Origin of the sequence: Polynucleobacter nymphae, assembly GCF_018882155.1 — a bacterium.
GTDB lineage: Bacteria > Pseudomonadota > Gammaproteobacteria > Burkholderiales > Burkholderiaceae > Polynucleobacter > Polynucleobacter nymphae.
Genome location: NZ_JACVPA010000001.1, coordinates 1,327,142 through 1,350,401, shown reverse-complemented (window position 1 = coordinate 1,350,401; position 23,260 = coordinate 1,327,142). Strand labels below are relative to the sequence as shown.

Below are 23,260 nucleotides of genomic sequence, written 5' to 3'. Positions count from 1 at the left end.
ATCACTTACGCTTGCTTAATCCGAAATACTTCAACGCCAACAGAATGACAGTCTGGATAGACGTCTGGCTTTGCAGTGCTAACGCGTGCTGCCAATACCTTAGGATGGGCTAGCATTACAGCAACAATATCGTCACAAAATGTTTCTTGAAGGTGAATATGCCCTTTAGAAGCCCGCTCCTTAATCGTTTCCCGCATAAAGTCATAATCAACCACTTCATCTAATTGGTCGCTTGTTGGCGTATTCATAGCTAACGGAATGTAGAGATCTACATTGAGAATGACGCGTTGTTCTGCTTTTTTCTCAAAATCATGAACGCCGATGTTGATATAGATTTCGTAGTCTCGTAAAAATAAACGGCGGCAATCAGCTAGGGCGGGATAGGAAAGAATAGCGTGCATAAATAGTCTACTTAGTTTGTCTTAAACATCACATCGCGTGATGAAGGTAATAAATGTTGTCCACCATCAACATATAAAGTGGTTCCGGTAATGGCGTTAGCTTGCGCCAAAAATATAGCTGCTTTAGCAACGTCGTCTGGGGTTGAAGACTTTCCTAATGGTGTCATTTGATGTGCTTTCGAAAAGCCATCATTAGTTTGATCCCCAGAGGGCAAAGAAATTCCAGGCGCCAAGCCAACTACTCTAAGGTAAGGCGCAAAATCGAGGGCCAATACTTCTACTGAAGTTGCTAGCGCAGCTTTTGATAAGGTGTATGACAAATAATCTGGATTGAGATTAATCAACTTTTGATCGAGTAATTGAATGACGGATGGAAGATCCAAATCAGCTGTTTTGTTTACATTATTTTTTTGATATTCAAACATCAACTGAGAGAGCAAAATCGGCGCCGTTAAATTGACCTGCATATGATTTTGTAAACTTCTAGCACTGAGGGGTGCACTGGAATTAGCCCGATCGTATTCAAAAATAGATGCGCTATTCACCAAGCAATGTAGATTGATAAATTGATGACTGACGGTGGCAAAGAGCTTTTTGACAGCGGCCTCGTCTGCTAAATCTGCCTGGAAAGCTTGGGATTTAACCCCCATCATCTCGATTTCTCTGACAGTTTCTATGGCCTCTTGCTCGGATCGCCCATAATGAACAGCAACATCCCATCCCTGGAGTCCAAACTGCAAAGCAATTTCCCGACCTAGGCGCTTGGCAGCGCCGGTCACTAAAACTGCTTTTTGTTGCCGGGATAAGGGTGAGTTCAATTAAATTCTCTTAGACTAGCGAGCTATGGATATTACCTTGACCAGCCTAGAAACGGAGCATAGCGAGCTCCTCAAGGGCAAAATAGCGTCTCAGATAGCCTCTCAGGGCGGCTGGCTACCATTTTCTAGGTATATGGAGATGGCTCTATATGAGCCAGGTATGGGTTATTACAGTGCTGGGGCCCATAAATTAGGCGCTGGCGGCGACTTCACGACGGCCCCTGAGTTAAGCCCCCTTTTTGGAGCTGCAATTTGCTCCACCCTATTACCAGTTCTTGAAGGTCTTAAAGAAAAAGGGTTGCCTACCCAGATCCTCGAATTTGGTGCCGGCAGCGGAAAACTTGCCACCTCTATTCTGAATCGCTTAAATGATCTCGGGTTTGCCTTAGATCGCTACGACATCATTGAGATTTCTCCAGACTTGGCGCAACGGCAGCAAAAACAGATTGGTGACGCTCTTAAAGAATTAAAGCTATCAACGCAATCTAGTTGGCTCGATGAACTACCAAAAGCCTTCAAGGGCATTATTTTAGCTAACGAAGTGATCGATGCAATTCCTTGCGATGCCATCATCTATCAAAACGGCTTTTGGTATTGGCATGGTGTTAGCTTTGAGAATGAAAAGCTTATCTGGAAAATAGGTTCGCCAGTAGAACAAGGGCTCTTACCTGAAAGTTTCTTAAGTGGAGATTTTTCTGAAGGCTATGTCACTGAATTGCATATACCTGCCAATGCTTGGATGCATCAAGTAGCCAAGCACTTAGCTATAGGCCTATTTTTAACTTTCGACTATGGCTTTCCAGAGGAGGAGTATTACCATCCACAAAGACTAGAGGGAACATTGATGGCGCATCATCGTCATCATGCGATTCAAGATCCATTTTATCTGCCCGGTCTTTGTGACTTAACAGCACATGTTGAGTGGTCACAAATTGCTCGTAGCGCGCTCGCAGAAAATGCCGACGACGTTTATCTCACCAATCAAGCCGCTTACTTATTAGATGCTGGTATTGGGGATATTGCGCTAGAGATTGGCGATCCTAGTGATCCTGAATCTTTCCTTCCGATTTCAAACGCACTGCAAAAATTGCTCTCAGAAGCTGAAATGGGTGAGCTCTTTAAGGCGTTTGCTTTCTCAAAGAAATTAGATGCTGTGTTACCTGGATACTCTCTAGAAGATCTACCCGGACTTCGTGGCAGAAATAGACTCTAAAGTCTAAGACTGAAGTGCAGCAGTAATTGCAGCGAGCCTGGCAGCTTCAAATGCACTACCAATACGCTCGCCATTCGAGCGGTCCTGCGCTTCAACGCCAGCAATGATCTCAGCTGTATTTAATGCTTGAGCATTACGCATTGCAGCTACCAATACCGAAACATTGAATCCAATTTTGTCAGCAAGATTTAGCAGCACTTGGCCGCGATCTGGTTTACGCCAAATATCAGCGCGATTAAACCAAGCCAAGACATCAACAGATTGATAAGCAACTTTTGCATGCCGACGAAGTAATAAGACCAACTCACTAAAGATCTCGCTAAAGTCACGCACCTCAATGGGCATACGTATACATTCAGCCCAAGAGCGGATGTCACTGGCAGGTAAATCCACCAAAGTAATAGCGCAACGTTCTTCTAGACTGTTGCCGGCATCATTGAAATGGGCAATTAATTCTTCGCGAAATGATTCTTCTCCGAGTTTTGTGGTGAGCAAGTTTGGCAGCAAAGTTTTGGCAGCGCCGGTATTAAGTAATACCTGAAACATATGCATTGGTTTTGAAGCAACAAAGCCTCTAGCTAGCTCTTGCCAAATCCGCTCAGCTGAAAGTGCATTTAACTCTCCTGACTGAACGATTGCCTTTAATGCTGTCATCGTTTCATCAGCAATCCTAAATTCCGGAAAACGTGCAGCAAAGCGAGCAATTCGCAATAAGCGTAGCGGGTCTTCATAAAAAGCGCTGGACACATGACGAAATACTTTTGCAGCCAAATCTTCTTGACCGTTATAGGGATCGATGATCGGTCCAAGCTGTTTTTCATCAGCACTCACTTCCTGTGCCATGGCATTGATCGTTAAATCACGCCGCTCTAAATCTTGCTCCAAGGTAACTGAAGGGTCAGCATAAAAATGAAAGCCTTTATAGCCTTGGCCTGTTTTTCGTTCAGTCCGAGCTAGCGCATACTCGGCTTGCGTTTCTGGATGTAAAAAGACTGGGAAATCCTTACCTACTGGACGAAAGCCTTTAGCAATCATTTCCTCAACGCTAGAACCAACGACTACATAATCGATATCGTGTACAGGCAAACCCATTAAGGTATCGCGTATTGCACCACCGACTGCATAAATCTTCATTACTTCATACCCTCTAAGCTTCGTCGACTCACTCCAAATACTTCAGTTAATGCATCCCGCCCATTGACTGGAAGTACATTAGGCAATTGCATTGAAGCAATATTATCTCGTGACATCAAAGTAGGGATTGGTAAGAATTCAAACGCTAGAGCCTGTAGATAGCCTACAAAGGCTGGCACTGGAATAATGGCGCAAGACGTTTTAGCCTTACGCGCAGCAAACTCTACAATCTCTTTCATAGAATAGATCGTAGGTCCAACTAAATCATAGGACTGATGAATAGTCTGGGGCATCTTTAATGCCATTACAAAAGCAGTTGCTACGTCGTCTACGCTTACTGGCTGAAACTTTGCCTGATGGTTTGCTAAAGGTAGCGCTGGGGATAGTTTCGTTAACTTAGCAAATAAATTAATGAATTGATCTCCGGCGCCAAAGATGACTGAAGGCCTAAAAATAGTCCAATCTAAATTACCCGCCTTCACTGCCGCTTCACCATCACCCTTGCTACGTTGATACATAGATGGCCCATTGGAATCAGCTCCTAGAGCACTCATATGAAGGTAACGTTTAAGGCCATGTAATTGCATTGCGGTAATTATATTTTTTGGCAAGTCCACATGCGCTGCTTTAAATACTTTTCCATAAGGCATTGCTGGCTTGTCGTGTAAGACGCCAACTAAATTAATCACAGCGCCATTTGACTTGATGCGTGCACACAAGGATTGCAGCTCATCAAATTCATGAATATCAGCATCTTCTAAATACACTTTAGGCAACATGCGTAAGTCACGACCTGCGGCTAGATGGCTCGTAGGCAAAAGAACTGAGTACCCCTCAGCATGCAATTGCGCGGCTAAAACTCGTCCAACAAATCCATTGCCACCAATCAGAAGAATGTCGTATTTCATAGGCTCTCGTATTAATGAATGCTAATTAAGGTAATTCAGATTGAGTAGCTGCCTTTGGAGCAATTACTCCTAAGCGTTGCTTCAAAGATTGGGTTTGTCCATTCATAACTGATGAATAGTAATTTGCATTTGAGAGTACATTTTTAACATAAGTACGCGTCTCATTAAATGGAATAGTCTCTACAAATATCGCACCTTCAGTTGGGCTAGTTAATTTCTCGCGCCATGCTTTTGAGCGAGAGGGGCCAGCATTATAAGCAGCAGAAGCCAATACCCAGGAGCCATCCAAGTCAATCAAAACCATATTGAGGTAGTTGCTACCTAAAGTTAAATTGGTATTGGTATCGCTTAGCTTGTCGTTGGTATAGTTCAGCATGCCAATCTTTTTAGCAACGTACTTTGCTGTGTTTGGCATCACCTGCATCAGGCCAGAGGCGCCCACTGATGATGACGCATTCATGATGAAGCGTGATTCTTGACGAATTAATCCATAAGCCCATGCAAGATTCAAATCAATTTGTCTGGCAATTGGTGAAAGTTCGTCTCTAAATGGAGTGGGATAACGCAAACTAAAGTCATGCTCTTGCTTTGTGCGATCAGCAGTATTCACTACACGGTCATATAAATTAATACGCTTAGCGTATTCAGCAGCAGCCAGCAACTGCTTATCAGTCATATTACGTAGCTCCCAGTTCCACTCGCGATTACCTTCAAAGCGCAAATTCATGGCATACAAACGCTCACCCCTCACAAAGCCCTTGCGACTAGCCATCGCATCAATCTCTTGCTCGGGCACTTTCGTGCGTGCTGGCGCTTGATTAGATTTACCCATCTCTTCTCGTGCGAGTTGTCCATAAAAATTGTATTGCTCATCAATCAACTCAAAACTCTCTTTAGCTTTTGCATCCTGACCTTCAGCTTTTAAGGCGCGGCCATACCAATAAGTCCAAGCAGGGTCCTTGCTCCGTACTATGGGATTCATACCCTCAATGGCATTTTTTACCAATACCCAATCTTTAGCGCGCAAGCCTGCTCGCACCTTCCACTCCTGCGACTCAACTGAGAGCAACTCGTTATATCCAAGCTCCTGCTGCAAGCGATAAGCATCATCTGCATTAGGATCTAATTTCTTTGCCAGAAATTGACCAATGACACCCCAAGCTACTGCTTGATTTTCTTTGCTATAACGTGATGAGCTTTGTAAGAAATCTCGATATGCTTTGGAGGGGTCTGCTTTTGCAGCCTTGACGATTTCTGCGATGGGGTCGTCGCCACCTAAGCGACGTGCCATGGTGTCAAAACCTCGTTCGCTAGCAGCGCGACCAATTGCTTTTGCTTCACTAGGCGTCATACCGCCCGCTGCCACCAAAGAGGGAACCAGCTCTTGGCAGGCAAATCCGAAGTAACTTGGGTCTAATAAAACTGATCGAGAGTCAATCGCCAATTTAGTTGGATTCTCGCCTTGAGATAATTTTGACAGCAAGGAATAACACTTCACCTGAGTGTCATCATCTAAAGCAAACTTGGCATACTCCAAATCAAATCGCGCCCAGTCTTTTCGCTTGCCCAATACCAATAGCCAATCGTTACGCATCCGATCAGCTAAAGCCGTTCCTTGATACTGATTTAAGAATGCAACGACCTGGGAATCGGCGCTGTAATCACCACGTGGCGTGCCACTGCTATCAAATAGTTGCGGCTTAATTCGAAAGTAGGTCACATAGTCATCAAACGGATAAGCCGCTAGATTGGCTGAAAGCTGTTGTGTTCTGAAAACATCATTTTTTCGGGCTGCTTCACGTAAATCAATAAACATTCGATCTGTATCAGTGATTTCAGCGGGGGCGGCCTTGCTTTCATAGGATTTAGGCAGGCTTGGTTTTTTAGACTTTTCAGCAAAAGCACTGGGCATAGCTAAGGCTAGCCCGAGGATCAAAATCTTGGTCCAGCGGAACTGATTCATTTTGAGAATTTCAGACTTCTTTTTCACTATCTAGCCCTGTACATATTCGCCAGCATTCACCGGACATTAACTTGTTTACCATATCTTCTAATTTTCGCCTGATAATGGACGATATGCACGGTAATTCGCCAAAAACTCTTCGTCAAGATTTGTTAAAGCAACGTAAAGAATTTGCTGCTGGTCAAACTTACGCTCAAACTAAAGATCGGCTCATTGCTGCTCTAAATCAGTTTTTAGCAAAAGATGGTAATTCACTTCAAGCTATAGCCGTGTATTGGCCCATCCAAGATGAGCTCGATTTACGTCCAGCATTAATTACCTGGGCCAAGCAAAGCCCTGAGCGGTGCCTGGCACTGCCATATGCTAGGCCTGATAAGCACCTTGACTTCTATGAATGGCAAGATGGCGATGCTTTAATCCCCAGTCAACATGGTGTGCCAGAACCAAGTCCGAGCAATCCTTCAAGACCAGCAATTGCCCCTGATTGCATTCTCATTCCCTGCGTAGGCTGGTCTAGCTCTACTAAGAATGGCAAAACCCATTATTGGCGCCTAGGTTATGGTGGGGGGTACTTTGATCGCACCTTAGCAACGCTCAGAAAAAATAATCCCAAGCTCATTTGTTTAGGGATTGGATTTGATTGGCAAAAGCTCAACGATCTTCAGTGGGTCGCTCAAACACATGATGAGCCTCTAGATATACTGCTTACGGAATCTGGCTTATTGCGCTGATTTACTTTGCTAAGTCTAAGTTATCAGCAATCGCTAAAACAGCATCTGCCTGATTTAAAGAATAAAAATGTAAGCCTGGTGCGCCAGCAGTCAATAATTGATCGCATAGATCTGTCACTACCTCTTCACCAAAGGCGCGAATAGAAGCAATATCATCGCCATAGGACTGAAGACGCAAACGAATCCAACGTGGAATTTCTGCGCCACAGGCATCCGAAAAACGCAGCAACTGACTGCTATTAGTAATCGGCATGATGCCTGCAACAATCGGTTGCTCTACGCCTAAGTCATATGCTTCATCTACAAAGCGAAAGTAAGCATCGCTGTTATAGAAGTACTGAGTAATAGCAGAATTAGCGCCTGCCTTCATTTTTTTTACAAAGAAATGGACATCACTTGCAGGAGACTTTGCCTGGGGATGACATTCTGGATAAGCAGCTACATCAATATGAAACCAGTCGCCAGTTTCTGCACGAATAAATTCCACTAACTCGTTGGCGTGATGAAACTCGCCGTACTGACCCATACCCGAAGGCAAGTCACCACGTAAAGCCACGATGCGCTTAATACCTAAAGCTTGATATTGCTTCAACATCTCGCGCACACTTTCACGTGAGCTACCAACACAAGATAAGTGGGGGGCAACCGCTGCACCAGCAGCATGAATATTACTCACCACCTTTAATGTGCCCGACTGAGTAGAACCTCCAGCGCCAAAAGTCACGGAATAAAACGAGGGCTTAAGTGTTTCGCTGAAACGCTCGCGCACAAGTTGTAGCTTCTTCTCACCTTCAGGTGTTTTTGGAGGAAAGAATTCAACGCTTAATTCCATGATTTTGGGCCTAGGTATCTATTTAACAAATTGGATCAATAACGGTAGTGGTTGGCCTTGTATGGCCCTTGCTTCGTAACGCCAATATAAGAAGCCTGCTGATCTGACAACACAGTTAACTCTGCATTGAGAGTTTTAAGCTGCAAACGTGCAACTTTCTCATCCAGATGCTTAGGTAATGTGTAAACGCCAACTGGGTACTTATCTGTACCAACCGCATTCCACAATTCAATCTGCGCAATCACTTGGTTTGCAAATGAAGAGCTCATCACATAGGAAGGATGGCCTGTACCGCAGCCAAGATTAACCAAGCGGCCCTTAGCCAAAATAATGATGCGCTTCTCAGGCTTGCCATTGGCAGCTGGGAAAATAACATGGTCAACTTGCGGCTTGATCTCTTCCCACTGATATTTTTCAATACCAGCAACATCGATCTCATTATCAAAGTGGCCAATGTTACAAACGATGGCTTGGTTCTTCATCTTAGCCATGTGGTCATGCGTGATGACATGGTAGTTGCCCGTTGCAGAAACAAAAATATCTGCTTTATCAGCGGCGTAATCCATTGTGACAACACGGTAGCCTTCCATTGCTGCCTGTAACGCACAAATTGGATCTACTTCAGTAACCCATACTTGAGCAGACAAGGCCCGCAATGCTTGAGCTGAGCCCTTACCCACATCGCCATAACCACAAACCACAGCCACCTTACCGGCCACCATAACATCGGTAGCACGCTTGATTGCATCAACTAAGGACTCGCGGCAACCATAGAGGTTGTCGAACTTACTCTTTGTTACTGAGTCGTTTACGTTAATTGCTGGGAACTTCAATTCGCCCTTAGCAAACATTTGATACAAACGATGAACGCCGGTGGTCGTTTCTTCTGTAACGCCTTTTACTTTTTCTAAACGTGTGGAATACCAAGTAGGATCTTGCGTTAATTTTTTCTTAATCGCAGAAAATAAAATAGTTTCTTCTTCACTAGTGGGGTGATTCAAGCAAGCTTGGTCTTTTTCAGCACGGGCACCCAGATGCAATAACAAAGTGGCGTCACCACCATCGTCCAAAATCATATTGGTATAGCCGCCATCAGCCCACTCAAAAATACGATGGGTGAAATCCCAGTACTGCTCAAGAGTCTCGCCCTTAATCGCATAAACAGGTGTGCCATTGGCAGCAATCGCTGCAGCAGCGTGATCTTGAGTTGAGAAAATGTTACAAGAAGCCCATTGCACATCTGCACCGAGCGCCTCAAGGGTCTCGATCAACACTGCAGTTTGAATGGTCATGTGCAAAGAACCGGTGATACGTGCACCACGCAATGGCTGTTGTGCAGAAAATTCATCGCGGATAGCGATTAAGCCAGGCATCTCAGTTTCGGCAATAGCAATTTCTTTACGGCCAAAGTTAGCCAAAGAAATATCAGCAATCGCGCAACGAGTTGCAACAAAGTTGTTTAAGTCAGAAACGGTATTCATTAATGCTCCAGCTAAATACGATCCAATGCTGGAGTAGAAACTCGCTAGCCATTGAATCATGGGTTAGCGAGCGCGGTTGCAATTAGCAAACTCTACTTAAGAATCTGCTCCCTTCAAGCCTGGGGAAGAGCTGGTTCTCAGCACTCCTTGCAACGCTCCTTGAAGGTATGGCGAAATTGTAATCAATTTCGCCATATTTCGCCTCAATACATCTTTAAACTGCTTTTTAATACCTTTAGATGCTTATAAGCCAGCTGCGGCACGTAATGTCGCAGCCTTATCTGTCTGCTCCCAAGTAAATTCTGGCTCCTCACGACCAAAGTGGCCATAAGCAGCTGTCTTACGATAAATTGGGCGCAATAAATTAAGCATCTTCACAATCCCTTTTGGACGCAAGTCAAAGTGCTCAGATACCAATTGCGAGATCTTCTCATCAGAAACCTTGCCTGTACCAAACGTGCTCACCATCACTGAAGTTGGTTTTGCAACTCCAATAGCGTAAGAGATTTGTATCAAACACTTGCTTGCTAAGCCAGCAGCAACGACGTTCTTAGCAACGTAGCGACCTGCGTAGGCAGCAGAGCGATCAACCTTGGATGGGTCTTTCCCTGAGAAAGCACCGCCACCATGAGGCGCTGCACCACCGTAGGTATCAACAATAATTTTGCGGCCAGTTAAACCACAATCGCCCTGTGGACCGCCAATAACGAAACGGCCAGTTGGATTTACCAGGAAGTTAATTGCCCCCTTCACTAAATGCTTAGGCAAAACTGGTTTAATAATTTCTTCGATCACTGCTTCACGCAATTTTTCCAGAGAAATATCTTCATCATGCTGAGTCGATAACACCACTGTGTCAATCGAATCAGGCTTGCCATCCACGTAACGCAAGGTCACTTGTGACTTTGCATCGGGACGCAACCATGTCAAACGGCCATCACGGCGCAATTGCGATTGACGCTCTACCAAGCGATGTGACAGGTGAATTGGCAAAGGCATGAGTTCAGAAGTCTCATCACAAGCATAACCAAACATCAGACCTTGGTCGCCAGCGCCTTGATCTAAGCCATCATCGTGAGCCTTATCAACGCCTTGTGCAATATCTGGACTTTGCTTGTCATAAGCAACGAGTACTGCACAACCTTTGTAGTCAATGCCGTAAGCAGTGTTGTCATAACCAATTTCGCGCAAAGTATTGCGGGCAACTTGAATGTAGTCAACGTTTGCGTTTGTGGTGATCTCACCAGCTAGTACTACTAAGCCGGTGTTACATAAAGTTTCTGCAGCAACACGTGCCGTGGGATCTTGGGCCAAAATAGCATCCAAGATAGCATCAGAAATTTGGTCTGCTACTTTATCGGGGTGACCTTCAGAGACGGACTCTGAGGTAAAGAAGTAATCATTTGCCATTGCATATTCCTTTAAAAAAATTAACACGTTCTTTGGGACAACTCGACGTGCCAGGAACCACAACGGCGACGCTTTAGCAGAATTTATGAATCGCCCTGCAAGTTGTCTTAACTCGGCGATGGTTCAATTCTATCTGAAAAGGGCTGAACCCAGCGAGGTAGACTTAAATTTGGCCCTAATGGCTGTATTGAATATCATTGAGGGGTGCGAAAATTAATCCTCAAACTTAGCCTCAATGCTGTTGCTGCGCTTCCCCTTGCCTTAGTACAAATCATTGGGGCTTCTTTGGGCATCTTGGCCTATATAGGCTCAAAGCAATATCGCTCTCTTTTTCGCCCACAATATGAGGCAGTAGTTAGTACTCACAAACTCCGATTCAAGCTCTGGGAAGCCATTAGGGCGTCTGGAATGCTATTTGCAGATAGCCTGTGGATATGGCGCAACCCTCAAAAGGCACTCGTAAAGGCAGAGGTGCCGGACTGGGATGTCATTCAAGCTGCAATGTCTGAAGGCAAGGGCATGATTATTCTATGTCCGCACCTTGGGGGATTTGAAATCATTCCTCGCTTTCTGGCACAACATTTCCCCGCAACCATCATGTATCGCCCATCCCGACAAGAATGGTTGAATGAAGTGGTAGAAGAGGGGCGCGCTTATCCAAATATGCACTTTGTGCCAACCAATCTTCATGGCGTTCGCCATATGACGCGAGCGCTTGCAAAAGGTGAAGCTATCGCCATTCTTCCGGATCAAGTCCCCAGTGGCGGCGATGGTGTTTGGTGTAATTTTTTTGGTCGTCCAGCCTACACTACTACGCTTCCAGTTCGACTTGCTAATCGACACAACACCCCTGCGGTAATGTTTACAGCAAAGCGTAAGGGCTTAGGCTCTGGTTGGATAGTAAATGCTAAACGTTTGAAACCGTTTTCAGATGATCCTGCTATTGCAGCAGCAGAATTAAATAGTGCAATCGAGGCTGCGGTCTTAATTGCCCCTGAACAATTTATTTGGTCTTACAACCGCTACAAACATCCAACTGGTGCAGATTTACCCCCCAAGTAATTAGTTATAAACTTTTGAAATGACCTGGTTACACAACCTCTTCAATTTCCTGGCGCTCAATCTCTTGCGCCTCTTTGCCTTCCTCCCCTATACCATCACTGTCTATGTAGGCTATGGTCTTGGCTGGCTTGCAGCCCACATACCCAATAGTCGTACGCATGTAATCAAAACGAATCTGCGTTTATGTTTTCCCAATCTAAGTGAACAACAAATTGATACGCTAGCACTGGAGCATTGGCAATTATTTGGTCGTAGCGTTTTAGAAAGAAGTCGTATTTGGCTTGGTAGTGGGAAACAAATCACCGATATCGTTGCGATTGACTCAGCCATTACTTTAGGCGATCGCAAGCCACGCTTACTGATTAATCCACATTTCGTCGGTCTCGAGGGCGGCTTTATGGCCTTATCTGTTTTAGCCAGTCAACATGACTGGCCCCGCGGTGCAGGCCTATATCAAAATATGAAGAACCCATTTTTCAATCAAAAGATGATTGAGTGGAGAAATCGCTTTGGTGGCAAATCTATCGAGAGACAAAGTCGTTTGCGAGATCTCATTCGTGAAATTCAAACCGGCAACTTTATTTTTATCGCCCCCGATATTGATTTAGGCCCCCGTGACTCTGTCTTCGTTCCTTTCTTTGGCATTCAAACCAATACCATCACCTCCGTCTCCCGACTAGCAAGGCTTAGTGGTGCAGAGGTCTGCTTGATGACCACCACATTAAACGAAGACCGCAAAGGCTACACCTGCCATATCAGCAAGCCCTTGCCAAACTTTCCAAGTGATGATGTCGAAAAAGATACCGCCCGCTTGAATCAATATATTGAAGAACTTGTTCGTGAAAGGCCGGCAGAGTACTATTGGTTACATAAGCGTTTTAAACACAGACCCCCTGGGCAAGCCAGTCTTTATGATTAAGCAGAGATATTTTGAGTACTAATCCACCACTACGCAAATTGCGCTTCACCAAAATGCATGGTGCTGGCAATGATTTCATTGTGCTCAATGGCATTGATCAAGATCTGAGTGCCATTACACGTGAGCAATGGCAAGCCTTGGCCCATCGTCAATTTGGCATTGGGGCTGATCAAATTCTCATCGTTGAAAAAGCGACTCGTCCGGATGCTGATTTTCGTTATCGAATTTTCAATGCTGATGGTGGCGAAGTAGAGCAATGCGGCAATGGCTCTCGCTGCTTTGTACGCTTTGTGTTAGATCAAGGCCTGTCTAACAAAAATCCACTGCGGGTTGAAGTTGCTCACACTATTCTGACTCTCAAGTCTCATCCGGATGGTCAAGTAGAAGTCGATATGGGCGCACCTATTTTTGAGCATAGCCAAATTCCATTTAATGCAAGCGGATTAGCAAGCATACAAGAGTTTCAAGAGATGCTTTATGCACTTCCTCTAGATCATCCCGCCTCGCATGATAGTTTTGTTGCTGTGCTTTCAATGGGTAATCCACATGCCGTTCAAGTCGTTGCAGATATTGAGAGCGCACCTGTTCTTGAAGAAGGCCCTGAAATTGAAAAGTACTCAGCATTTCCAAACAGAGTGAATGCTGGCTATATGCAAGTGCTTAATCGCGGTGAAATTAAATTGCGTGTATACGAACGCGGTGCAGGAGAAACTTTGGCATGTGGGACTGGCGCGTGCGCAGCCGTGGTCTCTGGCATTCGTCGAGGCTTGCTGAATTCCCCGGTAAAAGTTCATACTCGTGGCGGCGATCTCCAGATAGCCTGGGGTGGTATCGTCAATAATGTTGCTCAGCCAGTCATCATGACTGGGCCGGCAGCAACTGCGTTTGAAGGCGAAACGGAAATCTAAATCAAATTTTCTTAGATGCCGTATTGATCGCGGTACGCCTTTACTGCAGGCAAATAATTGGTGAGCTCAGTATTGCTAGATGTCGTTAAGAAGGTCATCAAGTCAGCCAAGTTCGCAATGGCAATCACTGGCAAGCCAAACTCTTGCTCAACAGCTTGTACTGCAGACTTCTCTCCAATTTCAATGGCATTACCAGAACGCTCCATGCGATCCAAGGCAATCAATACCGCGGCTGGCTCTGCTCCAGCACTTCGAATAAGATCCACTGACTCTCGAACTGAAGTACCAGCAGAAATCACATCATCAATAATGACTACTTTACCTTTGACGGGTGCGCCAACCAATGTCCCGCCCTCTCCATGATCTTTAGCTTCTTTGCGGTTATAGGCAAAGGGAACATTTAAGCCGTTATCAGCCAGAGCAATAGCAGTTGCAGCGGCTAAAGTAATACCCTTATAGGCAGGGCCATAAAGCATGTCAAAGGAAATCTTGGATTCTTGCAAGGCTTTTGCATAGTAACGGCCTAGAGCACTCAAGCGTGCGCCATCGTTAAATCCGCCTGCATTAAAGAAATAAGGTGAGAGTCTTCCCGCTTTAGTTTTAAACTCCCCGAAGGACAAAACCTTTGCCTCCAAGGCAAAACGAATGAAGTTATCTTGATTTGAATTATTTGAGCTCATAGGCCTACATGTTACGCATCATTTCCGCGAACCTCAACGGTATCCGTTCTGCAGTCAAAAAAGGCTTTCTGCCATGGGCTATCAAGCAAAAAGCTGACTTTATCTGCATGCAAGAGCTCAAGGCGCAACGCGATGACCTGGAAGACTCTATCCTGAACCCCGATGGTATGTATGGCTTTTTTCACCATGCGCAGAAAAAAGGATATAGCGGCTGCGGTATCTACACCCCCCACCAGCCAGATGAAGTCTTATACGGCTATGGCAATGAAGAATTTGATGCTGAGGGGCGCTATGTTGAAGCACGCTTCAAAGGGCTTTCAATCATTTCGGTTTACATGCCCTCAGGCTCAAGTTCACCTGAGCGCCAAGAAGCTAAATATCGTTATCTTGATAGCTTCTTACCCCACCTGATTAAGTTGAAAAAATCAGGCCGTGAAATCGTCCTCTGTGGAGATGTCAATATTGCCCATCATGAAATCGATCTCAAGAACTGGAAAGGCAATCTGAAAAACTCTGGTTTCTTGCCAGAAGAGCGCGTATGGCTCACTAACTTATTTGATAAGCTTGGCTACGTAGACGTTTACCGCAAGTTAGAACCTAAAGCCGGTGAATCTTGTTACACCTGGTGGAGCAACCGTGGACAAGCCTATGCTAAGAACGTTGGTTGGCGTATTGACTATCACATCAGCACACCAGGCATTGCTGCTTCTGCCAAAAAAACTTCGGTCTTCAAAGATGAGCGCTTCTCGGATCATGCGCCACTCATCGTGGACTATGACTGGAAGCTTTAAGAAGAGTTACTCTCCGTCCTTCTTGATCTGAACGATCTGGAAATGAATGGTTGCCCAAATTAAGAATAAGACTGGTGCGCCAATAATCGCCGTGCCATAGAAGAAGGTCTGGTAACCAAAGTGATCAACAAATACTCCAGAAAAGCCTGCCAACCATTTTGGCAACAACAACATCATCGAACTAAATAGAGCGTACTGAGTTGCCGAATAACGAATATTTGTTAGCGCGGATAAGAAGGCGATAAATGCAGCGCTGGCAATACCTGAACTTAAATTATCAGCAGAGATTACCCAAATCAAGCCATGTAAATCATGGCCTTGGGTTGCCAACCAAGCAAACAAGAGGTTGCTAACTGCCGATAACACTGCGCCCAAGAACAAAATACGTAAAACGCCAAATCGCAGTGTGAGAATACCCCCAACAAAAGCGCCGACCAAAGTCATCACCACACCGAATACCTTGCTCACTGCTGCAACTTCATCTTTGGTGTAACCCATGTCCACATAAAAAGGATTGGCCATAATGCCCATCACCACATCACTAATGCGATAAATAGCGATCAAGGACAAAATTAATACTGCATGCCAGCGATAGCGTGTCAGAAACTCAGCAAAAGGCTCAATCAAAGTTTGATGCAGCCACGCTTTAACATTACGCGCTTTTGGCAAGTCAATTTTCACTGGCTCTTTACTTAATAAAGTCGTAATCACACCCACGCTAATAGATGCGGCCATACATAAATAAGCAAACTGCCAAGCGCTTGCATCATAACCACTGCCCGTCTCCGCCCGAGCAGCTAACCAGAGAACACCTGCACCAGACCAGATCAAGGCAAGACGATAGCCTGTTTGATAAGTCGCAGCCAAGGCAGCCTGATGATCGCTATTAGCAGATTCAATCCGAAATGCATCTAATGCAATGTCTTGTGTGGCCGAGCCAAACGCAACTAGCAGCGCGCACCAAACTACTGAGTCCAGCGCAAGTTTAGGATCAAGAGTAGACATCCCAATAAGGCCCAAAATAATGAGTGCTTGTGCAAATAGCAGCCAGCTGCGACGACGACCAAATAATTTTGTTAACAGGGGGATTTGTAAACGATCGACTAAGGGAGCCCACATCCACTTGAATGCATAAATCAGTCCAACCCAAGTTAAGTAGCCAATAGTGCTGCGATCAATGCCGGCTTCACGTAACCAAAAACTTAATGTTCCCAAGATGAGTAGCAGCGGAAGGCCAGCAGAAAAGCCGAGGAAGAGCATCCTCAGGCATGGCCATTCGAGGTAAACCCGAAAATCAGCAAGCCACGACTGAGTCGCTTTCAGCACGGCTCTATGCGCTACGGACGCGGAAGAGCGCCAAACTACCAAAGAAATTAGGCATCAGGGTCACTTGCTGACCATCATGCAAGATGCATTGATCAATTACTTTGAGCCCAAGACTAGAAGCCAACTTCTCAAAGTCGTCCACAGTAAGTACGCGGACATTGGGCGTGTTGTACCACTGGTACGGCAAGCTCTTTGATACTGGCATGCGACCCAGCCCTACCGCCAAACGATGCGACCAGTGGCCAAAGTTCGGAAAGGACACAATCGACTCTTTGCCCACGCGCACCACTTCCCGCAAAATCTTTTCAGTCTGATGAATGGTTTGCAATGTTTGGGATAGCACTACAGTATCAAAGCTATCGTCTCCAAAAAGTGCTAAGCCACCCTCTAAGTCTTGTTGGATAACATTGAGACCCTTGTGTACACAAGACAGAACGCCTGCATCATCAATCTCTACCCCATAGGCGTGTACAGGTTTTTGTTTTTGCAAAAACTCCAAGAAACTACCGTCACCACAACCTAAATCTAGCACCTGGCTATTAGGAGCAATCCATTTGGCGATTGCCTCGAAGTCTGCGCGCATATTCAGGGTACTCATACTTGAGCCTCCAGCATTTGCGCAAAATAAGCTCTGACTAAATTGTGATAACGCTCATCATCCAATAAGAATGCGTCATGCCCGTGAGGAGCATCAATCTCTGCATAACTGACTTCGCTCTTATTGCTCAACAAAGACTGCACAATCTCACGACTTCGATTGGGCGGAAAGCGCCAGTCCGTTGAAAAGCTTACTACCAGAAATTTGGCTTGTACTTCTGCTAAGGCGCGGTTCAAGCTACCATCATAGCGACGTGATGGATCAAAGTAATCCAAGGCACGAGTGATCAGAAGATAAGTGTTGGCATCAAAGTAAGTTGAAAACTTATCGCCTTGGTGGCGCAGGTAACTCTCTACCTCAAATTCCACATCAAAGCTAAAGCGATAGTCATTCGATTCTCCATTAGGACGCTGTAACTCGCGCCCAAATTTTTCAGCCATATCATCGTCAGATAAATAGGTGATATGGCCAACCATTCGGGCTAAACGTAAGCCACGTTTTGGAACCACGCCATGCTCGTAATAATTCCCCCCATAAAAATCAGGGTCCGATAAAATGGCATTGCGCGCCACTTCATTAAACGCAATATTTTGCGCGCTCAGTTTTGGTGTCGATGCAACCACTACGCAGTGATCCAAGCGCTTTGGAAACTGAATCGCCCAAGCCATTGCCTGCATACCCCCTAGGCTGCCGCCCATGACTGCAGCAAACTTCCGAATACCTAATTTATCTGCAAGGCGCGCTTGAGTATTTACCCAATCTTCAACCGTGACCACAGGAAAGTCAGCGCCATAGGGCTTGCCGGTTGCTGGATGGATGCTCATAGGCCCAGTAGAACCAAAACAAGAGCCCAAATTATTCACGCCAATAACAAAAAATTGATTGGTATCTACTGGCTTACCTGGACCAATCATGTTGTCCCACCAGCCAATATCTTTTGGATCGTCAGGACTGGGGCCGGCTACGTGATGTGATGCATTAAGCGCATGGCAAACTAATACTGCATTACTTTTATCTGCATTAAGCTTGCCGTAAGTCTCAATGACTAAATCATAGCCAGATAAGATGGCGCCACTTTGCAAAGGCAAGGGCTCGGCAAAGTGGATAGTATTTCTAGAGAGATGTAGCTCGCTCATTCTGAGAGGAGGATACGCAAACTAATATCAGAAGCTTCAGTTGGTAATTTCTTAAAGCCACTGCGGGCAAATCGATGCCAACGCCCCAAAACGAAACTCATCAACATCGCAGCACGAATACTCACTTCTTCTTGACCTACCCCAGCCCAGGCTCCGCCTTGGGTTTGAGCAATGCGTAGCGCTTGCTTTAAGGATGCTTCAACGCGATCCAAAACCTGAGAAATACGCTCTTGTAAACGGTCATCCTCCTGCAGTAATGCGTCGCCTAAAAGAACTCTGGTCATGCCAGGATTCTTCTCAGCAAAAAACAAAAGCATTTGCAATATTCCACGTGCCTGGGCAAGACCAGATTCTTCTTTTTGATTAATCTGATTAATCAAACCAAAAACGGTTTGCTCGATAAAGGAAATCAGGCCTTCGAACATCTGGGCCTTACTAGCAAAATGACGATAAAGCGCAGCTTCTGATACTTGAATTTTTGCTGCTAATGCTGCTGTTGTTACACGCTCGCCCTTAGGGTTTTGCAACATCTCTGCAAGTACTTGCAAGATCTGCAGGCGACGCTCACCAGGACGCGGACGCTTGCGCGCCTTACCAGCATCAGCGCTGCTGTCCTCGGTATTTGTCGGCTCTATAGATTGGCGCATGTATTAGCTTACCTCGAGCGAATCATCGTACCGAATGCTTGCTCGGTCAAAATTTCTAGTAGCAAGGAGTGCTCAATACGGCCATCAATAATATGGACTGAATTTACTCCGCTTTTCGCAGCATCCAAGGCCGAAGAAATCTTAGGCAACATGCCTCCAGAGATCGTGCCATCGGCAAATAAAGCATCAATCTCTTTTGCAGTGAGGTCAGTAAGGAGCTTGCCATCTTTGTCCATTACCCCAGGAGTATTGGTCATCATGACCAATTTCTCTGCATGCAAAATTTCAGCCATCTTGCCGGCTACCAAGTCGGCATTGATGTTATAGGCCTGACCCTCTTCGCTAAAGCCAATCGGAGAGATCACAGGAATAAAGGCATCATCTTGCAAGGCTTTTACAACCGCAGGATTAATGGCCTCAATCTCGCCCACAAAACCTAAATCAATTTTTTTGCCAGGCTCTTTATCGCTAGGCACCAGCATTTTTCTAGCATGAATTAAGCCACCATCTTTACCAGTCAAGCCGACCGCCTGACCACCAAATTGATTGATCAACATTACGATATCTTGTTGTACTTCGCCGCCGAGAACCCACTCCACCACTTCCATGGTTTCTTCATCGGTAACCCGCATACCCTGAATAAAGCTTCCGGTCTTACCCACCTTTTTTAAGGCCTCATCAATTTGCGGACCGCCGCCATGAACAACAACTGGATTCATGCCAACTAATTTCAGCAAAATCACATCACGCGCAAAACTTTCTTTGAGGCGCTCTTCAATCATGGCGTTTCCACCATACTTAATCACAATGGTTTTACCGTGATATGCGCGGATATACGGCAAAGCTTCAGCCAAAATCTGCGCCTTTAACAAAGGTGAGATATCGCTAAGGGTAGGTAAATGCTTAGTCATCGCAAATAAAATTTATTCGCCAAATAATTTTTGACGTAGTTCACGACGCTCTTGAGCTTCAAGCGATAAATTGGCTGTAGGCCTAGCAATTAAACGGTTCAAGCCGATTGGCTCACCAGTTTCTTCACACCAACCATAGTCACCAGACTCGATGCGAGCCAAAGCCTGCTCAACTTTTTTAAGCAACTTACGCTCACGATCGCGCGTGCGCAATTCCAAAGCATGCTCTTCTTCGATCGTTGCGCGATCGGCTGGATCTGGCACCAAAATATTTTCACGAAGATGTTCAGTAGTCTCTGAAGCATTCTTCAAGATGTCTTCTTTAAGAGTTTGTAATTTTTGACGGAAAAAATCTAACTGCGCAGCATTCATATAGTCCTTTTCGGACATCTTGAGCAATTCTGCTTCAGTTAGGGGCGCACCTTTTACAGTCTTGGCGCTCGCAGCCTTACTAGTAGCTTTTGCAGCAGTTGCTGGTTTTGTTGCTGTTTTTACCGTCATCTCATTCTTTCCTAGATTTGAAGCATTATTGCCTCATTCTGCCAAACTTTTACAGTGCTTTAATCAATATTTTTTAATATTGACCGTGGCGGCGGATTGTACCCGAAACTTCCTATACCAAACATCCCTCGAGCCCAGCCAGTAGGGTGTCCTTAGGCAAATCAATACCTATAAAGACCATCCGGGTTTGCTTGGGTTCAGCACCCCATGGGCCGGCCAAATCACTGCCCATCATTTGATGAACCCCCTGAAACACTACTTTTCGGTTGCTGCCCTTCACATAGAGCACGCCTTTATAGCGCAGCATCTTTTCACCAAAAACCTCCAAAATGCCCCCTAGGAAGTCTTCTAACTTTTTATGATCAAAGGGTTTATCACTACGAAAAACAAAGGACTGAATGCGGTCTGTATGCCCTGCGTGACCATGATGGTGCTCATGGCTATGGTCATGTCCACAAGTGTTGTGGTCATGATCGTGACTGTGATCATGATCCTCTTGCTCTAAAAAATGCGGATCAATGTCGAGCTTGGCATTGAGATTGAATCCCTTGAGATCTAACACTGCATCAAGAGGCACAACTCCTTTAGAGATCCCAGTAATCGGTGCTCTTGGGTTCATGTGCATCAAGCGATTACGCAGAGCCTCAACTTCAGCAGGTGTAACTAGATCGGTTTTGGTAATGAAGATCTGGTCTGCAAAGCCCACTTGGCGCTGCGCCTCTTCGTGCTCAGTTAACTGGTGTGGTCCATGCTTGGCATCTACCAAGGTTACAACAGCATCTAAGACGTAATGGTCGGCAACGTCATCGTCCATAAAAAAAGTTTGAGCCACTGGGCCAGGATTAGCCACGCCAGTCGTTTCAATCACAACCCGATCAAAACTAATCTTCTTATCCTTGCGTTGCTCCCAAAGCTCATTTAAAGCATCAACGAGATCGCCGCGAATGGTGCAGCAAATACAGCCGTTACTCATCTGCACAATATTTTCTTGGTTGTCTTGAACCAAGATATCGTTATCGATATTCTCTTCGCCAAACTCATTCTCAATCACAGCAATTTTTTTGCCATGTTGCTCGGTCAAAATATGTTTGAGCAAAGTTGTTTTACCGCTTCCTAAGAAGCCGGTCAAAATAGTTACCGGAATTAGTGCCATGAATAATCCAATCAAAATCTAGAAGTAATGCATCCCCAAGCGGGAAACCCACTATCTTACTGAGTTCCTCAGCCTTTACCAGCCTTGGCACGTGGATGTGCTTTATCGTATGCCTGAGCAAGGTGTTGAAAATCTAAAGACGTATAAATCTGCGTACTAGCAATGCTGGCATGCCCCAGCATTTCTTGAACAGCCCGTAAATCTTGGGAGGATTGCAGAACATGGCTAGCAAAGCTGTGGCGCATCATGTGCGGGTGTACATGGGTAGGGAGTCCTGCACGCATCGCTAAAGTGCGTAGGCGCGCCTGAACCGTACGTGGTGATAAACGTTTGCCAGTTGCTGATAAAAAAAGTGCATTTGATTGCTCAGCATAACTACTGGCATCCCGAATCTGCCGCCATATGTTGAGCGACTGCATGGCTGGAGCTCCAACCGGTACTGAGCGCCTTTTACCGCCCTTGCCTAAAACAGTAACTTCAGCAGCATCCCAATCTAGCCATCCCGCAGATTCATTTTGGCGGTCTTTACTCTGCATCACATCGATACCCAATAACTCAGAAAGACGTAAGCCTGAGGAGTAAAGCAAATCAATAATTGCTGCATCCCGAATCGATTCCAAGTCTTTTTTCTCTTGCGCCTCTTGGATGGCTTGATTAACTAAGGAAAGTGCTTGCTCAACTGATAGGGCTTTAGGCAAAGACTTCAAGCGCTTAGGGGCCTTGACATCATCGACTGGGTTGGCTACTAGGTTGCTAGTCAGTTTGCCAGCGCGCGCATCCCGCCTCGCATCTTTCTCAGTGAGCCAGTGATACCAGCCACGCCAAGCTGAAAGTGCCCTAGCAATACTTCTCGAAGACTTTCCCTTGGAATGCAAACGACCGGCCCAACGGCGCACATGACCATTGCTAACTTTTAATAAATCAATAGAGTCTTCAAGAGCAAAATTTTGCAGCTCCCCAAGATCCATGCCATACGCTTTGAGTGTATGCGGCGAGAGTTGACGCAATACATGTAACTCGTGCAAATACTCTTGTACGAGAGGATGAAGATCAGTCGCTGGTAATTTCATAAGCCTGGATGCGATCCAAAGCTGCTGCAGTGAGTTCCGCGATCTGACGTAAATAGAAGGCGCCCATATCTGCGGTAAAGCGGGTTTCATCTTTGCTTGCTAGTAATAAAACTGCGGGGGATTGGGTAGCGCCAATACTCTTACCCAGCGGCAAACCAATAGCCACCATACTTTGCCAGTCTGGGCTCAGCGTAGTTTGGCTTGCCAATAGATTGATGCTTGCCGCAGCCAACTCTTTAGTCGAGCCACATAGTGGTGTATCTACCCAAGGGCCAAATGCAGAATTTGGGGCTAGCAACTGCGCAGACTCAACCTCGAATACCTCAGCCAATCCAGAAGTAATTGCACCTTCAATGTCAGCTTGATTATTTGCCTTCATTAAACGTAACAACCAAGCAACTAAGCTTTGTTGGGTTTTATCGTTACGACTCCCAAAATGTAGCATCTCACTTAAACGACGATTGAGCTCTTGATTTTGAGTACGCAACACCGTCATCTGACGCTCCTGCAATGAGATGGCACGATCCTCATGCGGATGCTTGAGGCGAATCTCATTAAAGAGGTCGGCATAGCGATCAAAAAAGCCTGGGGTTGCACGCAGCCACTCGGCAACCAACTCCTCTTGTTCGGCTAGCTTTGGATCTATTGCGCTCATTTAATTCTTTCT

24 protein-coding genes and 1 riboswitch are annotated in these 23,260 nt (G+C 45.6%); of the genes, 6 read left to right on the top strand and 18 right to left on the bottom strand.

From position 1 onward, the window contains the following. Positions 1 to 5: 5 nt before the first annotated feature. Positions 6 to 401 (bottom strand): dihydroneopterin aldolase, encoded by a 396-nt coding sequence (locus tag ICN29_RS07040; RefSeq protein ID WP_216131042.1) that lies wholly within the window; start codon positions 399 to 401, stop codon positions 6 to 8. Positions 402 to 412: 11 nt separating this feature from the next. Next, on the bottom strand, positions 413 to 1,219 hold the full coding sequence (locus ICN29_RS07035; RefSeq protein WP_216131040.1) for an SDR family oxidoreductase: 807 nt from the start codon (positions 1,217 to 1,219) through the stop codon (positions 413 to 415). Positions 1,220 to 1,244: 25 nt separating this feature from the next. Between ICN29_RS07035 and ICN29_RS07030 the strand changes: the two genes are divergently transcribed. Beyond that, positions 1,245 to 2,432 carry a class I SAM-dependent methyltransferase gene (locus ICN29_RS07030; protein ID WP_216131037.1) on the top strand — a complete coding sequence of 396 codons (1,188 nt, stop codon included), beginning with the start codon at positions 1,245 to 1,247 and terminating at the stop codon, positions 2,430 to 2,432. Positions 2,433 to 2,435: 3 nt separating this feature from the next. Here ICN29_RS07030 and ICN29_RS07025 read toward each other — a convergent pair whose 3' ends face one another. The 3 genes from ICN29_RS07025 to ICN29_RS07015 are packed head-to-tail and all read right to left on the bottom strand — an operon-like array spanning position 2,436 to position 6,437. After that, positions 2,436 to 3,566, bottom strand: coding sequence for a tRNA nucleotidyltransferase/poly(A) polymerase-related protein (locus tag ICN29_RS07025; RefSeq protein WP_216131035.1), 1,131 nt, complete (start codon positions 3,564 to 3,566; stop codon positions 2,436 to 2,438). Beyond that, positions 3,566 to 4,474, bottom strand: coding sequence for a complex I NDUFA9 subunit family protein (locus tag ICN29_RS07020; RefSeq protein WP_216131032.1), 909 nt, complete (start codon positions 4,472 to 4,474; stop codon positions 3,566 to 3,568). Before ICN29_RS07020 ends, ICN29_RS07025 begins: the two co-directional genes overlap by 1 nt. A 25-nt stretch (positions 4,475 to 4,499) precedes the next feature. Continuing rightward, on the bottom strand, positions 4,500 to 6,437 hold the full coding sequence (locus ICN29_RS07015) for a lytic transglycosylase domain-containing protein (RefSeq protein ID WP_216132121.1): 1,938 nt from the start codon (positions 6,435 to 6,437) through the stop codon (positions 4,500 to 4,502). 104 nt (positions 6,438 to 6,541) lie between these two features. Here ICN29_RS07015 and ICN29_RS07010 point away from each other — a divergent pair, with 104 nt between their 5' ends. Continuing rightward, entirely contained in the window at positions 6,542 to 7,168 is a 627-nt protein-coding gene (locus ICN29_RS07010) for a 5-formyltetrahydrofolate cyclo-ligase (protein ID WP_216131029.1), read from the top strand. 1 nt (position 7,169) lies between these two features. Here the strand turns inward: ICN29_RS07010 and metF are convergent, their stop codons facing one another. From metF to metK, 3 genes are all read right to left on the bottom strand, one after another. After that, complete coding sequence (metF, locus tag ICN29_RS07005; protein WP_216131026.1) at positions 7,170 to 8,000, bottom strand: methylenetetrahydrofolate reductase [NAD(P)H]; 831 nt, start codon at positions 7,998 to 8,000, stop codon at positions 7,170 to 7,172. 35 nt (positions 8,001 to 8,035) lie between these two features. Then, positions 8,036 to 9,481: an adenosylhomocysteinase gene (ahcY, locus tag ICN29_RS07000; RefSeq protein WP_216131023.1), complete on the bottom strand. Its 1,446-nt coding sequence runs from the start codon at positions 9,479 to 9,481 to the stop codon at positions 8,036 to 8,038. Between the two features lie 61 nt (positions 9,482 to 9,542). Beyond that, positions 9,543 to 9,648, bottom strand: a riboswitch (S-adenosyl-L-homocysteine riboswitch). Between the two features lie 76 nt (positions 9,649 to 9,724). After that, positions 9,725 to 10,891, bottom strand: coding sequence for a methionine adenosyltransferase (gene metK, locus ICN29_RS06995; protein ID WP_216131020.1), 1,167 nt, complete (start codon positions 10,889 to 10,891; stop codon positions 9,725 to 9,727). A gap of 204 nt (positions 10,892 to 11,095) precedes the next feature. Between metK and ICN29_RS06990 the strand changes: the two genes are divergently transcribed. The 3 genes from ICN29_RS06990 to dapF are packed head-to-tail and all read left to right on the top strand — an operon-like array spanning position 11,096 to position 13,780. After that, a complete protein-coding gene (locus ICN29_RS06990) occupies positions 11,096 to 11,953 on the top strand; it encodes an LpxL/LpxP family acyltransferase (protein WP_216131017.1) in 858 nt (285 codons plus the stop codon). Between the two features lie 19 nt (positions 11,954 to 11,972). Next, on the top strand, positions 11,973 to 12,872 hold the full coding sequence (locus tag ICN29_RS06985) for an LpxL/LpxP family acyltransferase (RefSeq protein WP_216131014.1): 900 nt from the start codon (positions 11,973 to 11,975) through the stop codon (positions 12,870 to 12,872). 53 nt (positions 12,873 to 12,925) lie between these two features. After that, positions 12,926 to 13,780: a diaminopimelate epimerase gene (gene dapF, locus ICN29_RS06980; protein WP_216132118.1), complete on the top strand. Its 855-nt coding sequence runs from the start codon at positions 12,926 to 12,928 to the stop codon at positions 13,778 to 13,780. Positions 13,781 to 13,791: 11 nt separating this feature from the next. Here the strand turns inward: dapF and pyrE are convergent, their stop codons facing one another. Then, a complete protein-coding gene (gene pyrE / locus ICN29_RS06975; protein WP_216131011.1) occupies positions 13,792 to 14,460 on the bottom strand; it encodes an orotate phosphoribosyltransferase in 669 nt (222 codons plus the stop codon). A gap of 8 nt (positions 14,461 to 14,468) precedes the next feature. Here pyrE and ICN29_RS06970 point away from each other — a divergent pair, with 8 nt between their 5' ends. Beyond that, on the top strand, positions 14,469 to 15,251 hold the full coding sequence (locus tag ICN29_RS06970; RefSeq protein ID WP_216131008.1) for an exodeoxyribonuclease III: 783 nt from the start codon (positions 14,469 to 14,471) through the stop codon (positions 15,249 to 15,251). 6 nt (positions 15,252 to 15,257) lie between these two features. Here ICN29_RS06970 and ICN29_RS06965 read toward each other — a convergent pair whose 3' ends face one another. The 9 genes from ICN29_RS06965 to ICN29_RS06925 form a co-directional block, all read right to left on the bottom strand. Beyond that, entirely contained in the window at positions 15,258 to 16,577 is a 1,320-nt protein-coding gene (locus ICN29_RS06965; RefSeq protein WP_369411643.1) for an AmpG family muropeptide MFS transporter, read from the bottom strand. A 4-nt stretch (positions 16,578 to 16,581) separates the two neighbouring features. Continuing rightward, positions 16,582 to 17,175, bottom strand: coding sequence for a methionine biosynthesis protein MetW (gene metW, locus ICN29_RS06960; protein WP_216131002.1), 594 nt, complete (start codon positions 17,173 to 17,175; stop codon positions 16,582 to 16,584). Then, positions 17,172 to 18,311 carry a homoserine O-succinyltransferase MetX gene (metX, locus tag ICN29_RS06955; RefSeq protein WP_216130999.1) on the bottom strand — a complete coding sequence of 380 codons (1,140 nt, stop codon included), beginning with the start codon at positions 18,309 to 18,311 and terminating at the stop codon, positions 17,172 to 17,174. Before metX ends, metW begins: the two co-directional genes overlap by 4 nt. After that, positions 18,308 to 18,958: a nucleoid occlusion factor SlmA gene (slmA, locus tag ICN29_RS06950; RefSeq protein WP_216130997.1), complete on the bottom strand. Its 651-nt coding sequence runs from the start codon at positions 18,956 to 18,958 to the stop codon at positions 18,308 to 18,310. The genes metX and slmA overlap by 4 nt, the downstream gene beginning before the upstream one ends. 8 nt (positions 18,959 to 18,966) lie before the next feature. Continuing rightward, positions 18,967 to 19,869, bottom strand: coding sequence for an acetylglutamate kinase (gene argB / locus ICN29_RS06945; protein ID WP_216130994.1), 903 nt, complete (start codon positions 19,867 to 19,869; stop codon positions 18,967 to 18,969). Positions 19,870 to 19,881: 12 nt separating this feature from the next. Continuing rightward, on the bottom strand, positions 19,882 to 20,370 hold the full coding sequence (gene dksA / locus ICN29_RS06940) for an RNA polymerase-binding protein DksA (RefSeq protein WP_216130991.1): 489 nt from the start codon (positions 20,368 to 20,370) through the stop codon (positions 19,882 to 19,884). Positions 20,371 to 20,482: 112 nt separating this feature from the next. Continuing rightward, on the bottom strand, positions 20,483 to 21,523 hold the full coding sequence (locus tag ICN29_RS06935) for a CobW family GTP-binding protein (RefSeq protein ID WP_216130989.1): 1,041 nt from the start codon (positions 21,521 to 21,523) through the stop codon (positions 20,483 to 20,485). Between the two features lie 68 nt (positions 21,524 to 21,591). Then, a complete protein-coding gene (locus ICN29_RS06930) occupies positions 21,592 to 22,593 on the bottom strand; it encodes a tyrosine recombinase XerC (RefSeq protein ID WP_216130986.1) in 1,002 nt (333 codons plus the stop codon). Beyond that, on the bottom strand, positions 22,574 to 23,248 hold the full coding sequence (locus ICN29_RS06925; RefSeq protein ID WP_216130983.1) for a DUF484 family protein: 675 nt from the start codon (positions 23,246 to 23,248) through the stop codon (positions 22,574 to 22,576). The genes ICN29_RS06930 and ICN29_RS06925 overlap by 20 nt, the downstream gene beginning before the upstream one ends. Between the last annotated feature and the right edge of the window lie 12 nt (positions 23,249 to 23,260).

Excerpts from the sequence above, each read along its gene's own strand:
- ICN29_RS06970 (WP_216131008.1), top strand. The coding sequence starts at position 14,469 with ATGTTACGCATCATTTCCGCGAACCTCAACGGTATCCGTTCTGCAGTC.
- ICN29_RS07030 (WP_216131037.1), top strand. The coding sequence starts at position 1,245 with ATGGATATTACCTTGACCAGCCTAGAAACGGAGCATAGCGAGCTCCTC.
- metW (WP_216131002.1), bottom strand. The coding sequence starts at position 17,175 with ATGAGTACCCTGAATATGCGCGCAGACTTCGAGGCAATCGCCAAATGG.
- ICN29_RS07040 (WP_216131042.1), bottom strand. The coding sequence starts at position 401 with ATGCACGCTATTCTTTCCTATCCCGCCCTAGCTGATTGCCGCCGTTTA.
- ICN29_RS07020 (WP_216131032.1), bottom strand. The coding sequence starts at position 4,474 with ATGAAATACGACATTCTTCTGATTGGTGGCAATGGATTTGTTGGACGA.
- ICN29_RS06935 (WP_216130989.1), bottom strand. The coding sequence starts at position 21,523 with ATGGCACTAATTCCGGTAACTATTTTGACCGGCTTCTTAGGAAGCGGT.
- pyrE (WP_216131011.1), bottom strand. The coding sequence starts at position 14,460 with ATGAGCTCAAATAATTCAAATCAAGATAACTTCATTCGTTTTGCCTTG.
- metK (WP_216131020.1), bottom strand. The coding sequence starts at position 10,891 with ATGGCAAATGATTACTTCTTTACCTCAGAGTCCGTCTCTGAAGGTCAC.
- metF (WP_216131026.1), bottom strand. The coding sequence starts at position 8,000 with ATGGAATTAAGCGTTGAATTCTTTCCTCCAAAAACACCTGAAGGTGAG.
- ICN29_RS07010 (WP_216131029.1), top strand. The coding sequence starts at position 6,542 with ATGGACGATATGCACGGTAATTCGCCAAAAACTCTTCGTCAAGATTTG.
- ICN29_RS07015 (WP_216132121.1), bottom strand. The coding sequence starts at position 6,437 with ATGAATCAGTTCCGCTGGACCAAGATTTTGATCCTCGGGCTAGCCTTA.
- dapF (WP_216132118.1), top strand. The coding sequence starts at position 12,926 with ATGCATGGTGCTGGCAATGATTTCATTGTGCTCAATGGCATTGATCAA.
- argB (WP_216130994.1), bottom strand. The coding sequence starts at position 19,869 with ATGACTAAGCATTTACCTACCCTTAGCGATATCTCACCTTTGTTAAAG.
- ICN29_RS06985 (WP_216131014.1), top strand. The coding sequence starts at position 11,973 with ATGACCTGGTTACACAACCTCTTCAATTTCCTGGCGCTCAATCTCTTG.
- ahcY (WP_216131023.1), bottom strand. The coding sequence starts at position 9,481 with ATGAATACCGTTTCTGACTTAAACAACTTTGTTGCAACTCGTTGCGCG.
- slmA (WP_216130997.1), bottom strand. The coding sequence starts at position 18,958 with ATGCGCCAATCTATAGAGCCGACAAATACCGAGGACAGCAGCGCTGAT.
- ICN29_RS06930 (WP_216130986.1), bottom strand. The coding sequence starts at position 22,593 with ATGAAATTACCAGCGACTGATCTTCATCCTCTCGTACAAGAGTATTTG.
- ICN29_RS06925 (WP_216130983.1), bottom strand. The coding sequence starts at position 23,248 with ATGAGCGCAATAGATCCAAAGCTAGCCGAACAAGAGGAGTTGGTTGCC.
- metX (WP_216130999.1), bottom strand. The coding sequence starts at position 18,311 with ATGAGCGAGCTACATCTCTCTAGAAATACTATCCACTTTGCCGAGCCC.
- dksA (WP_216130991.1), bottom strand. The coding sequence starts at position 20,370 with ATGACGGTAAAAACAGCAACAAAACCAGCAACTGCTGCAAAAGCTACT.
- ICN29_RS07025 (WP_216131035.1), bottom strand. The coding sequence starts at position 3,566 with ATGAAGATTTATGCAGTCGGTGGTGCAATACGCGATACCTTAATGGGT.